This is a genomic window from Massiliimicrobium timonense, assembly GCF_042850985.1.
Taxonomy (GTDB): domain Bacteria; phylum Bacillota_I; class Bacilli_A; order Erysipelotrichales; family Coprobacillaceae; genus Allocoprobacillus.
This window is the reverse complement of the sequence record NZ_AP031415.1, coordinates 1,810,345-1,823,138: the sequence shown is the minus strand read 5'-3', so window position 1 is coordinate 1,823,138 and position 12,794 is coordinate 1,810,345. Positions and strand designations below refer to the sequence as shown.

Annotated in this window: 15 protein-coding genes; 12 read left to right on the top strand and 3 right to left on the bottom strand. The window is 31.0% G+C overall.

Going from position 1 to position 12,794, the window contains the following annotated elements:
- Positions 1-23: 23 nt before the first annotated feature.
- The 9 genes from ACGHJ8_RS09525 (at position 24) to ACGHJ8_RS09485 (ending at position 6,666) form a co-directional block, all read left to right on the top strand.
- Positions 24-1,127, top strand: a complete 1,104-nt coding sequence (locus tag ACGHJ8_RS09525) for a D-alanyl-D-alanine carboxypeptidase family protein (RefSeq protein ID WP_390540016.1) — start codon at positions 24-26, stop codon at positions 1,125-1,127.
- Positions 1,128-1,255: 128 nt separating this feature from the next.
- Positions 1,256-1,597, top strand: coding sequence for an STAS domain-containing protein (locus tag ACGHJ8_RS09520; RefSeq protein ID WP_211963672.1), 342 nt, complete (start codon positions 1,256-1,258; stop codon positions 1,595-1,597).
- The gene (gene spoIIAB, locus ACGHJ8_RS09515; RefSeq protein ID WP_087360341.1) at positions 1,594-2,025 is read left to right on the top strand and encodes an anti-sigma F factor; all 432 of its coding nucleotides are present in this window, start codon (positions 1,594-1,596) and stop codon (positions 2,023-2,025) included. The genes ACGHJ8_RS09520 and spoIIAB overlap by 4 nt, the downstream gene beginning before the upstream one ends.
- A complete protein-coding gene (locus ACGHJ8_RS09510; RefSeq protein WP_211963673.1) occupies positions 2,012-2,737 on the top strand; it encodes a SigB/SigF/SigG family RNA polymerase sigma factor in 726 nt (241 codons plus the stop codon). The genes spoIIAB and ACGHJ8_RS09510 overlap by 14 nt, the downstream gene beginning before the upstream one ends.
- Before the next feature lie 29 nt (positions 2,738-2,766).
- The gene (gene lepB, locus ACGHJ8_RS09505; protein WP_211963674.1) at positions 2,767-3,267 is read left to right on the top strand and encodes a signal peptidase I; all 501 of its coding nucleotides are present in this window, start codon (positions 2,767-2,769) and stop codon (positions 3,265-3,267) included.
- 27 nt (positions 3,268-3,294) lie between these two features.
- Positions 3,295-3,792: a hypothetical protein gene (locus tag ACGHJ8_RS09500; protein ID WP_211963675.1), complete on the top strand. Its 498-nt coding sequence runs from the start codon at positions 3,295-3,297 to the stop codon at positions 3,790-3,792.
- Between the two features lie 95 nt (positions 3,793-3,887).
- The gene (locus ACGHJ8_RS09495) at positions 3,888-5,642 is read left to right on the top strand and encodes a phosphoenolpyruvate carboxykinase (RefSeq protein ID WP_087360354.1); all 1,755 of its coding nucleotides are present in this window, start codon (positions 3,888-3,890) and stop codon (positions 5,640-5,642) included.
- A gap of 45 nt (positions 5,643-5,687) precedes the next feature.
- A complete protein-coding gene (locus ACGHJ8_RS09490; protein ID WP_211963676.1) occupies positions 5,688-5,972 on the top strand; it encodes a hypothetical protein in 285 nt (94 codons plus the stop codon).
- 184 nt (positions 5,973-6,156) lie between these two features.
- Positions 6,157-6,666: a hypothetical protein gene (locus ACGHJ8_RS09485; RefSeq protein ID WP_087357188.1), complete on the top strand. Its 510-nt coding sequence runs from the start codon at positions 6,157-6,159 to the stop codon at positions 6,664-6,666.
- 2 nt (positions 6,667-6,668) lie between these two features.
- Here ACGHJ8_RS09485 and ACGHJ8_RS09480 read toward each other — a convergent pair whose 3' ends face one another.
- The 3 genes from ACGHJ8_RS09480 to gdhA all read right to left on the bottom strand — a co-directional run bounded on the left by ACGHJ8_RS09480 (position 6,669) and on the right by gdhA (position 9,508).
- Positions 6,669-7,601: an IS3 family transposase gene (locus tag ACGHJ8_RS09480; protein ID WP_087357187.1), complete on the bottom strand. Its 933-nt coding sequence runs from the start codon at positions 7,599-7,601 to the stop codon at positions 6,669-6,671.
- Entirely contained in the window at positions 7,559-8,020 is a 462-nt protein-coding gene (locus ACGHJ8_RS09475) for an HTH domain-containing protein (RefSeq protein WP_390539687.1), read from the bottom strand. The genes ACGHJ8_RS09480 and ACGHJ8_RS09475 overlap by 43 nt, the downstream gene beginning before the upstream one ends.
- Before the next feature lie 144 nt (positions 8,021-8,164).
- Positions 8,165-9,508, bottom strand: coding sequence for an NADP-specific glutamate dehydrogenase (gene gdhA / locus ACGHJ8_RS09470; protein WP_390540012.1), 1,344 nt, complete (start codon positions 9,506-9,508; stop codon positions 8,165-8,167).
- Positions 9,509-9,643: 135 nt separating this feature from the next.
- Between gdhA and ACGHJ8_RS09465 the strand changes: the two genes are divergently transcribed.
- From ACGHJ8_RS09465 to ACGHJ8_RS09455, 3 genes are read left to right on the top strand one after another with little or no spacing between them, the layout of a single operon-like run.
- Complete coding sequence (locus ACGHJ8_RS09465) at positions 9,644-10,036, top strand: hypothetical protein (protein WP_087358017.1); 393 nt, start codon at positions 9,644-9,646, stop codon at positions 10,034-10,036.
- Positions 10,023-10,877, top strand: coding sequence for a damage-control phosphatase ARMT1 family protein (locus ACGHJ8_RS09460; RefSeq protein WP_390540010.1), 855 nt, complete (start codon positions 10,023-10,025; stop codon positions 10,875-10,877). The genes ACGHJ8_RS09465 and ACGHJ8_RS09460 overlap by 14 nt, the downstream gene beginning before the upstream one ends.
- Positions 10,878-10,881: 4 nt before the next feature.
- Positions 10,882-12,603 carry a hypothetical protein gene (locus ACGHJ8_RS09455; RefSeq protein WP_390540008.1) on the top strand — a complete coding sequence of 574 codons (1,722 nt, stop codon included), beginning with the start codon at positions 10,882-10,884 and terminating at the stop codon, positions 12,601-12,603.
- Positions 12,604-12,794 lie beyond the last annotated feature (191 nt).

Here is a 12,794-nt window from a genome sequence, read left to right as displayed (position 1 = left end):
TCATTTGTTTATGTGTCTTTTTGATGTGTTTAGTAACACCGGTCTATGGTGAAGAATTAAAACTGGCACCCAATGCTGGAGCTTCTTTATTGATGGAAGCATCTTCCAGACAGGTTTTGTATGCAACCAATGAAAAAGAAAAGTTGTTTCCAGCTTCAACCACAAAAATTATGACAATGATTTTATTGTTTGAAGCAATTGAAAGAGGAAGTTTAAAATGGGATGAACAATTAACATGTAGTGCCTATGCTGCTAGTATGGGTGGAAGTCAGATTTATCTTGAAGAAGGAGAAAAGATGAGTGTGACGGACTTATTTAAAGCCATCAGCATTGCTTCAGCGAATGATGCTTGTGTTATGATAGGAGAACGTATTGCTGGGACAAATGACAATTTTGTAAAAATGATGAATGAAAAAGCGAAAGAACTGAAACTGATCAATACGCATTTTATGAATCCAACGGGTTTACATGATGATCAACATTATACATGTGCTTTGGATTTAGGAACAATGGCTGCGTATCTGATTGAAATAGGAGGAGAACGTTTATTTCAGACAACGTCGTTATATGATAGTTATATCCGTGAAGATACAGCTCATAAGTTCTGGCTGGTTAATACGAATAAACTCTTAAAATCGTATCAAGGGGCTGATGGACTAAAAACGGGTTATACAAAAGAAGCAGGTTATTGTATTGTCACAACAGCTAAACGTAATGGATTAAGATTAATTGGTATTGTGTTAAAGGAAAGTGAACCAAAAATAAGAAATCAGGAAGTTTCACAATTATTGGATTATGGTTTTTCATTATATGAAAGTGTGACGTTATTTCAAAAAAATGAAGTTATTGAAAAGATAAAGATTGACAATGCGAAAGTACCGTTAGTTGATGTTATTGCTAAAGAAGATATTCAATATATTCAAGATAAAAATAATCAAACAAAAGTGACTTATCAAATCAATTATACGAATCTTGTTCCACCTCTTAAAAAAGGTGAAACAATTGGTCATTTATTGTTGATGAGGGATCATATCAATATAGCTTCATTTGATGTGATAGTTTCTAAAGATGTTGAAGCTTTATCTTTTGTGGAAAAATGGATTAATCAATTAAAAATCTTTGTTTAAAAATCTATCTTGGGATGGATTTTTATTTTGCATAAAAATTCTAGTTTTGTTGAATAAGTTCTAGTTTTATCGAAACGATTTTTTTTCATTTTGAATTGGTATATGATAGCTAAAAAGGAGGAAAGACAATGGATAATCATATCGAAATTGAAAAAGCACATCATCTGCTAATCATTCATTTTTATGGTGAAATAGATAGTGTGATGGCACCGGTATATCGTGGACAATTGAGTGATTTGATAGATGAAAGTGAAGAAGATGTTATTTTTGATTTTGAAAAGACGTCTTTTATAGATAGTTCAGGAATTGGATTGGTACTGGGGCGATATAATCAACTGCGATTTGAGCACCGTACATTGATTTTAACAGGATTAAATCCTGTGGCTTATCGCTTATTTGAATTAACAGGGATGTTTCAAATCATGCCTTATTATGAATCTATTGAACGTTTAAAGGAGGGAACGTTATGAATCAGATGGAAGTCAGTTTCAGTGCTTTGCTGGATAATGAAAACTTTGCCAGAACAGCTGTTGCAGCCTTTTTAACGCCTTTAAATCCAACAATAGATGAAATTATTGAATGGAAAACAATTGTTTCAGAAGCGGTTAGTAATGCGATTATTCATGGCTACAATCAAAACAAAGAATGTTTTGTCGTTATGAAGATGAAAGTTGATGGACGACAAGTACAACTGATTGTACAAGATTATGGTAAGGGAATTGATAATTTAGAGGAAGTCAAGGCTCCTTTTTATACTACCGCAAAAGACTTAGAACATGCCGGAATGGGATTAACAATCATTGAAACATTAGCGGATCGCTTAGAAATTGAAAGTGTTATCAATATAGGAACAAAACTTATCATCACAAAAAGTTTAAAAAATCATGACACCATCTAAAACATTAGATCTTTTAGAAAAAGTCCGTTTAGGGGATGAACAGGCAAAAGAAGAAATTGTTAAAGAGAATTTAGGTTTAGTATGGTCAATTGTGCATCGCTTTAAAAACAGTTATTATGATAAAGAAGATTTATTCCAGATTGGCTGTATTGGTTTAATGAAAGCTATTAATCATTTTGATACATCTTATCAAGTTCAGTTTTCTACTTATGCTGTACCAATTATTATGGGTGAAATTAAACGTTATTTTCGTGATGATGGAACGATTAAGGTATCACGTTCTTTAAAAGAATTAAATATCAAAATCACCAAAGCTAAAGAATATTTACAGACCCAAAATAATCAAGAGCCAACAATTGAAGATGTAGCAGCATATCTTCATGTAGAACCTCAGGAAGTTGTGGAAGCCATTGATGCTTCTTATTATCCGACTTCATTAAACGAACCAATTTATGAAAAAGATGGTTCAACGATTAGTGTGGAAGATCGTTTAATTGATAAAAGCAATCATATGTGGTTTGAAAAAATGGCTTTAGAAATGGAACTGGAAAAGCTTGATGATAAAGAAAAGATGATTATTTATATGCGTTATCATTTGGATTATAATCAAGATAAGATTGCCAAATACTTGGGGATTTCACAGGTTCAAGTTTCAAGATTAGAAAAGAAAATTGTCACAAAATTAAGAACACGCTTAAAAGATGGAAAATAGTATGCTATAATACATCAGAGGCGAGAAAAATGGAAAAAAATGATTTTAAAAAATCTTTATTTGAATATATCAAAGTCATTATTATTACAGTTGTTTTAACACTGGGAGTTCTTTATTTTGTACAGATTTCTAGAGTTGTAGGGTCTTCTATGGAACCAACATATCATAATGGAGATATTATTCTGGTTGATAAATTCTTTTATAAACGAGGACAACCGGCTTATAATGATATTGTTGTGGTGAAATATCATGTGGCTGAAGGTGAAGATCAGATTATCAAAAGAATTGTTGGTTTACCCGGTGATCATCTGGAAATGAAGGATAATCAGCTTTATCGTAATGGTCAGTTATTGAATGAAGATTATATCAATGAAGCCATGATTCAAAATGAGGATTTTTCTTATGATATTCCTGAAGGGAAAATCTTTGTGATGGGTGATAATCGTAATCATAGTGTTGATTCTAGAAATTTGGGATATATTGATTTTGATGAACAGGTTGTTGGTCGTGTTTTTTGGAAGGTCTTTTGATAAGACCTTTTTCTTTTGGGAGGGTTTATGAAAAAGTTAAGATATAAACGTGTTATCCTTGTAATTATGATTTTTGTTTTATTTGTCAGTATTGTGGGTTATATGTATTTACAGAGAAGTCAATATTTTGAATATAAAGGGCCTATCACAACTTTTACAGCAACATATCAACAAGATGAAAAGATTTATATGTTTGATTTAAAAGGTTTTCAAAAAGATGAACAGTATTATTTATCTTTAAATGATTTATATAACTGGTTTGTGATTCAAGATTCAAAAAACAAAGTTTATGTTGATTATGGAAAACATACAATGGTTTATCAGTTGGATAATGAGGTCTATTATATTGATTTTGGCAGGGATGAAATAAAATACAAGAATGATTGTATAAATATCAATAAAAATGGTAGTCATATTTATATTTCTCATAAAAATATATATTTATCTGTCTATTTTATAGAAAAAATATTATTAAAAAATGATAAAAAGATAAAAATTGAAAATAAAAACGCTATCATTTCATAAATTTTATGATTTTTGTAGTCAAGATGGTATTTTTTTGATAGAATTGTTTCATATTTGAAAGATGAAAAACATCTCTCAAAGGAAAGGGTGAAAATATGGCATATAAATTTAATATTACTCGTGGTAATGCAATTTTAAATTTTTCTGAAGAATTCTGTCAAAGTCGTTGTCAATTAATTGAAAGTGAGTCTTTTGCGAAAGTTTTAGAAAAATATATTAAACATATTAAAAGAACTGATACAACTATTTACGAATATTTACATGCTATTGAAGAAGATGATGTTGACTTATTAAGAGATTTAAGAGATGTTTTTAAATTATTATTAGTCATGTCAGTAGAAGAAGTTTGTGCTATGCGTTCTCAGGCAAAAGCATATTTTAAAGATCGTGATATGTTTATTGCTTTGGTTGAAGATATTTATTTATTCTGGCGTCGTTTACAAAGATATGCAATTGTTTTTAATGAAACAAAAAGAGCAGGTTATCAAAATGTTCAGTTTGCTGATGCACAAAGTGAATTTGAAGAATTGGTATTAGAAGTTTATCGTTCTATTCAATCAGCGATTGGAAAGAAAGATAAAGTTTTACGTCAGATTACTGCAGGGGTAAATGCTGGTTTAGCTGTAACGCATATGCGACCATTTTTACCATATGAATATCGTAATTTAGATGAAATTCCATTTATTGAATCTGTTGTTATTCATCCACCATTTATTGCTTATTCTAAACGTAATAAACGTGATGGAGTCTTTCCAGAAATCAAAACAAATCCTATTGAAGATAAAAAGTTTGATGCAGAATCATGGTTATGTTATCCTGCAAAAGTAGGAGATTTGTTATGTTTTGTTTACTTTAACGTAAAATTTATGGCACAAGGTGTAACATTATGTAACTTGTTTGATTTGGCTGATGAATCTGAATATCGTAATCGTAAACCAGATTTAATTTATGTTTATGGTTATGAAGATGGTGAAATGAATCAGGCTTTCTATCAGGATGAATCTAATGATATGATTGTTGCTTTATTATCAGCAAGTGATGATTTTGATTATTTTGGATATATGAAAAAAATGTGTTTAACATTGCATAATGTTCAAAAAATTAATCATCGTGAATTACCAATCCATGGAGCTATGGTTAAAATGACACTTCATAATGGTGAAACAAAAAATATCGTTGTTATGGGTGATAGTGGAGCTGGTAAGAGTGAAACAATTGAACAGATTAAAGTGATTGGAGCTGCTTATATTACAGACTTAAAGACAATCTATGATGATATGGGGGTACTTTCACTTGGTGATAAAGGAAAAGTGAAGACTTCAGGAACTGAAATTGGGGCTTTTGTCAGATTAGATGACTTGGATGCAGGATATAGCTTTAAAGAATTAGACCGTTCAGTCTTTATGAATCCAGATAAAGTCAATGCACGTATTGTCATTCCAATTACAGACTATAAAGATGTTGTGGCAAAACATGATGTTGATTTGTTCTTATATGCAAATAACTATGATGAAGATGGTGAAGCATTAAGTTTCTTTGATACACCAGAAGAAGCTTTAGAAGTCTTCAGAGCAGGAAATCGTATGGCAAAAGGAACAACAACAGAATATGGACTTGTAGGAAGCTATTTTGCGAATCCATTTGGACCAGTTCAAAGAAGAGAACAGACTGAACCTATTTTACAGGATTATTTTAAAAGAATGTTTAAGCAAGGTGTAAAAGTTGGTCAGTTGCGTACACGTTTAGGTATTAAAGGAAACGAACATCAAGGACCAAAAGATGCAGCTATTGCCATTTTAAAATATGTAACAGGTGAGGAAGAATTAAAAGAATTACCTGTTGAAGAATAATAGGAAACAGCAATGTTTCCTATTTTTTAAAAGGAGGAAAAATATATGTGGATTATATTTGGAATATTAACTCTTATCATGACTTTATTGAATTTGTATATGTATAACGCTGGTAAAAATTATCATATTTTTATGGTTCTTTCCTTATTCTTGATGGCATTGACACTTTGCGCTCAGTATCAAATGATAGCGTCTTGGAGTTTAGCAGGGGATTGGAGTGCTATTGCAGATGTTGCACCAACATTATCTATGATGCTATGGGGATTTGTAATAGGTTCTTTTGTGGTGAATGTCATACCATTATTGTTAAGTTATCGTAAGAATCGTTAATAAGTATGATGCTTTATTTATGAAAATAAAAAAGATTGTCTAAATATCAATTAAAGTGTACCCTATGTCAAGGACAATTAAATAAAAAGGTATATTTTTAACGAATATTATCTTATATGATTGTGTCAAGGAGGAATGACACAGTCTTAAGCCACTGGTCAAGATCAGTGGCTTTGTGTTTAAGATGATTATGTATATTTTTAATGATTCTAAAAAGTTTAAACTTGTTTGTGTCAAGTATGACAACTGTATTGAATTTAAGGTCAACAGAAATGGTAATGTTATTGAAGGAATCCTTTCTAAAGGTGTCTATTATAACTGGATTGCTTTTCCTTCACTTAACACGTCCTGTCAACTCGCCGATTTCTCAGATTCCTTTTGGAACGAGGAACAGCTTTTCAATGTTTTCCACAATGATTTCGATGTGTCAACTGTGCTTATGACCATTAGTGAGCTTAAGGATCTTTTCAGTCAGGACTATCAGTCCTACACTGATGGTTATAAGTTCATGTCCACTCGCGAATATATCTTCTGGCTTGAAAATCAATGTGAAGTCTTATCCTATCAGATGATTGATATGCAGACCCGTTTTGAATCTCAGCTTAATATTGACCTTGAAGAAGAACTCTTGGATGAAAGAAACCAATATCATGATATGATGCGTTTTCAATATGATGATACTATTTTTGAATAGTATCATTTTTTTATATCTATTGGATATATATCTGACAGCCAGTACTGATAATATTCTGAAGGTGACAGTTTTGCCAGGTCCCACTGATACCTTTCGTTATTGTAGTAATCTATATAATCATCTATAACTGCTTTAAGGTCATTGAAAGTGTTGCACCTGCTTATATCTATTTCATCTTTCATATGACCAAAAAAGGATTCCTGTGGTGCATTATCCCAGCAGTTGCCCCTTCTTGACATTGATTGCCTCAATCCTTTGTCCTTGAGCAGCTTTTGAAAATCTATACTGGTGTAATGAATGCCCTGGTCGCTATGGCATATCGTCTTGTTTGTTTTGATTGTCGCTCCATGCTTTTCAAACAGTTGTTTTACAGTCATTAACACAAAGTCAATCTCCAATGATTCGCTGACAACATATGATAGTATCTCATTGGTAAATGCATCCTTCATGACCGATAGATATGCTTTTCTTTTTTCTTTCCCATAAAAGAGATATGTAATATCGGTTAATATGACTATTCTTGGCTCCTGTATGAAATCACGATTGACAACATTGGGGGCAATATTATTTGTTTTTATTGCTTTTGCCATTCTTCTATATGGATTGGCTTTTCTTATTTTGCAGAAAAGTCCATATTTTTTCATGAGCCTCCTTATTTTTTTGATATTCATCCTTACTCCCATGTGCAGCAGATGCATGTGAATGCTTCTTGCTCCTTTATCATATCCTCTGTACTGATATGCCTTCAATATGAGTTCAAAATCGTTCTTGTCCCGCTGTTCTTTCTGCTGACGCTTATTGCAGTTATTTTTCCAGTTGTAGAAGCCACTTCTGGAAACTTCTGCAATTTCACATAATCTGGTAATGTTGAGAAGATTGTCATCTCGAGAAATCATTTCTTCGATGATTTTGTATTTTTCTTCTGCAGTTTCCAATAGGCTTCCCTCTCCAGTGATCTTATTTTTTTTAGAAACTCTATTTCCTGTTTTTGATAGGCAATCTTATGTTCAAGATAAGCAATCTTTTCTTCGGGGGACATGTCTCTTGTTCTAGGGCGACCTGCATTGTGTTTTCTGGTATCTTCAAATCCTTCTAAGCGTTCTGCTTCCTTCTTTATTCGTTGAACAATATTACTTATGCGTTTTGGTCCAAGAATATGTGGATCAATATCAAAGGAAGAAAGTATGGAAGAAGGGGCTTCTCCTTGTGAATAGCGTGACCAGAACTCCATTTTAAACTTTTGGGAGTATTTAATGCTTTTGTAAGATATTTTTTCAATATATGGATTATCCTTGAGTATTTTAATTTGTTCATCAGTAAAATAGTTTACACCCATTCCAATCAATCCTTTCATCAAATCATATTATAAGCAAAATAAAAGACCCTGTAAAACAGAGTCGGTTAAATATTCAGCATCACATTTTAGAGTGATACCTTTTTATTTAACTGTCCATTTTACAGGGTACAGTTTAAATGATATCTTGACAATCTTTTTTTATTAATAGATTCCTTGAGAAATCATAGCAGCTACAACCTTTTCAAATCCAGCAATATTTGCTCCTTTAATTAAGTCATATCCTAAACCATATTTTTGAGCAGCTTTCACTGATGATTCATGAATATTAACCATAATATCATGTAATTTTTGATCAACTTCTTCAGCAGTCCAGCTATAACGCATAGAGTTTTGAGCCATTTCTAATGCAGATACAGCCACTCCACCAGCATTAGCTGCTTTTGCAGGACCTAATGTTCCACCATTTTCTAAAAAGTAAGCAATGGCTTCAGGATTAGTAGGCATATTAGCACCTTCAATAATATATTTCACTCCATTAGCAACCAACTGTTTCGCTTCTTCTAAACCAATTTCATTTTGTGTCGCACATGGGAAAGCCATATCCACTTTTAATCCCCATGGTTTTTCACCAGCATGGAATTCACATCCAAACTTTTCAGCGTAATCTTTAAGTTTTACATCATTTGAACTTCTGATTTTTAATAAGAAATCAATTTTTTCATCAGTAGTAATACCGTCAGGATCATAAACATATCCATCTCTACCAGAAATAGAAACAACTTTTGCTCCATATTCTCTCGCTTTTAAACAAACACCCCAAGCGACATTTCCATAACCAGAACATGCAATTGTTTTTCCTTCATAAGTATCATTAAAGTGTTTTAACACTTCTTTACCATAATAAACAGCACCAAATCCTGTTGCTTCTGGACGAATTAAAGAACCACCATATGGCAATGGTTTACCAGTTAAGACGCCATTTTCATAAGCTCCTCTAATTCTTTTATATTGTCCATACATATATCCAATTTCTCTGGCACCAGTTCCAATATCCCCGGCAGGTACGTCAACGTCTGGTCCAATATGACGATATAATTCAGTCATAAATGATTGACAGAAACGCATCACTTCATTGTCAGATTTTCCTTGTGGATCAAAATCAGAACCACCTTTGGCACCACCAATTGGTAAAGTTGTTAATGAATTTTTAAAGATTTGTTCAAAACCTAAGAATTTAATAATTCCTAAATTGACAGATGGATGTAATCTTAAACCACCTTTATATGGTCCAATCGCATTTGAGAATTGAACACGATATCCTCTATTGACATGAACTTTTCCCTGATCATCTTGCCAAGGAACTTTGAACATAATGGCTCTATCAGGTTCTACCAATCTTTCTAAAATAGCCATATCCTCGTATTCAGGATGAGCTTCAATAACAGGTTCTAAACTTTCTAAAACTTCTTCGACAGCTTGAATAAATTCTGGCTGATCAGTATTTTTTGCTTTTACATCTTCTAATACTCTCTCAATATATTTCATTGTTTGAATCCTCCTTGAATTTATTATATACAATGATAAATAAAAAACAAGCATTTTAATAAAAAATTATTATAATTTAGGGAATAAAGTTTTCATTCTTCCTTAAATATGATAAACTACAATAGGTGATAAAAAATGATGAAAAAATTTAAAGAATATAGAACATTTCTATTATGTCTGATTTTATTTGTTTTCTTTATGATCTTTGGTATCTATGCTTATATGCAAAAGAATGTTCCACAGTCTATCGGTAGCTTTTTACTGGGATTGATTGCATTCGTGTTAATGAGTGCCAGATATAAGATTGTTTTATTTGAAAATGAAATGATGATTTATGAATGGAAGATTGCTGCATTTTTACCTGTTTTGATTCCTTATCAAAATATTCAATCTATTCAAAGGAAATCAAAACATCATGTTATGATTCAACATCAAAAAACAAGTCATGTTTATGTATTGAATAGTGATCAATTTATAAATGCTTATCAAAAAATATCAAAGGAGATTTCAACTCATGAAAATCAATAAACAATGTTTACCATGTTTGATGAATCAAGTTGTTAAAATTGCAAAAATGACAGATTGTTTAGAACAAGATGAATTATTTCATCAAGTCTTTCATTATATGAGTCAAATGGATTTTCATAAAACGAATCCTGAAATTATCGGTGAAGTCTTTGCCTTAGTTAAAGATTATTTACATTGTGAAGATCCTTATTATCAGATTCGATATGATTATAATCAGTTATTTTTAAAACAATTATCTCAAATTGAGCAACAGATTGATTCGTTTGAACAAGCTGTTTTATATGCTATTGTGGGAAATGTCATAGATTTTAGTCCTATCCATCAAAATGTACAAAAAGATATGATGACTTATTTTCAAAATATGGATCAATTATCTTTAACTATTAATCATGTTGAAAGATTAAAAGAAGATTTAATGAGTGCTTCTTCTTTAGTCTATTTAGGAGATAATTGTGGTGAAATATGTCTTGATTTATTGTTGATTAAAAGAATAAAAGCAATGAATCCTCAACTCAAAATCTATTTTGTGACAAGAGGGAAACCGGTTGTTAATGATTCTATATTAGAAGATGCTTATGAAGTTGGTATGGATCAATATGCAACAATTATCTCTAATGGGGATGGATCACTGGGCACGATTCTTTCTCGTGTCAGTCAAGAGTTTTTAGATGTTTATCATCAGGCCGATCTCATCATTGCGAAAGGTCAAGCTAATTTTGAAAGTTTAAGTGAGGAAGATAAGAATATTTATTTCTTATTGATGGTCAAATGTGATGTCATCAGCCGATATATAGGTGTGAAGCAAAAATCATTTGTCTGTCTATCTCAGAAAATGAGGTGAGAAAGTGGAATTACATATTCAAAGAATGCAAGATCGTATAAGTTATAAAAGACAGAATAGACTCACTATTATGATTTTCCTTATTATTTTGATAGGATGTTCTATTGGTTTAGTATGTATAGACTTTCATTGGAGTTCTATAGGAATTATGATAGCATTGGGGATTTTATGTTTAGAATTTATTGTTATTGCAAAAAAGAAAAAAATGAATAAGCTTCAACAAACGATTAGTAGTGACTTAGTTATTATTGATGAAAATCATCGTTTCTTTTATCAAAATCGTATTTTTGATTTAACATCTCTTAAAAAGGTACAATATGATTCAAAAGTTATTATCGCTTTTTTTGAAGATTTTATTTTATATATTGAATATGATAGAGATGTTGTCAATTATTTTCAATCTTTGTGTACAAAGGTAATAGATTCAACAATGACACCAAAAAGAAAAATGTCTATGCTTTTACTTATATTACTTGTTGTAGCTTTTTGCTCAGTTGTGATGAAGCTTATCACAGGTGTTGGTTATTGTTTATTAATGAATACTTATCTTATTGATTGGACTGGATTATGGATAGAGCTTATCATTATACTTGTTGTGATAATAAGTATTGGACTTGTTTTGATAATGAAAAAACACTCTTTTCCTATATATTTAATAGGATGTATAATCATTGGTTTATTTATAGTATTACCATTTGGAAAACTTAATTATTTCAATTATCATGATCAATATTTAGCTTATCGTATAGATGATAAACAGTTGACTCTTTATGATAACGTACGTTATTTATTTGGACAAAAAGTTTTTGAAATAGATACCAATTTTGTTCAAAGAGTAGGTCAATTTGAAGATGTTTTTTATGTTGCCTACGATGATACTTATAAATTTTATGCAATGAATAAAATCACACAGGATCAAGATAGCTTCATAGATGAATATGAAGGATGTATATATGGAAATGAGTGGATGAACTTAGTTATTAAACAACATCAAGTTGTTATGAATCAAGATGTATGTGAGGTTTCTCTTGTAGGTAATCAAATTTTATATATATCAGATGAACTACATGATTATCTTATTCAATTGGATAATGATGAATGTAAAATTTATCAATTGGATAGACAATATAATAATACTCTTAGAATAAATCCGGATTTATTTGAAGAAGATTTAAATAAACAAGAAACAGAAAAATCTATATCAACCAATGAATCAACAGATTCCTCACAAGAAGAATCTAAGCAAGAATCATATGAAATAGCAGAGGAAGAAAAAGATCAGCAACGTTATGCAAGTTATACTCAACTACTGGAAGTTGATGATATTTCAACTATAAAATCGGATGAAAATCTTATTAAAGTGCAAGATGAAGATGATATTTATCAAGCTGTAAAAAGTATTGATCAAGAAATTACACGAATAGATAATAGTGAGGGTGTTATTTTAGATGTGCAAATATTGGATATGACCATCTATTCACAAAATGATGATCAATATGGTGTTTATATAACACGACGTATTGATTCCTCGGTAGCAGAATCTCAAACGGTGCAGGATATTATTCTAATGAGGAAACAGGACCAAAACTACGTTGGAACAAGATTTTATAGTGTTCGTTTTATGCCATCTACGCATCAAACGCATAATGAGCCTTATGACACAAGCTGGACAACTGATTATCTTTATCGTGTGGATGGACATAACATTGTAGATAATGCATGGTAAAGTTTGATAGAAAGGTTTTACTGACCTTTCTTTTTTTATATAAGTCTTTAAAAGTTGATTTTTAAGTTATGAATATGATAGATGAGAATACTTATAAAGTTTTTATAAAAAATTCTTTTTTTTGTCTTTTAAATGTGTTAGAATGATAAAAAATGAGGTGATATTTATGAAAAAGACAATTTTAAATCAAC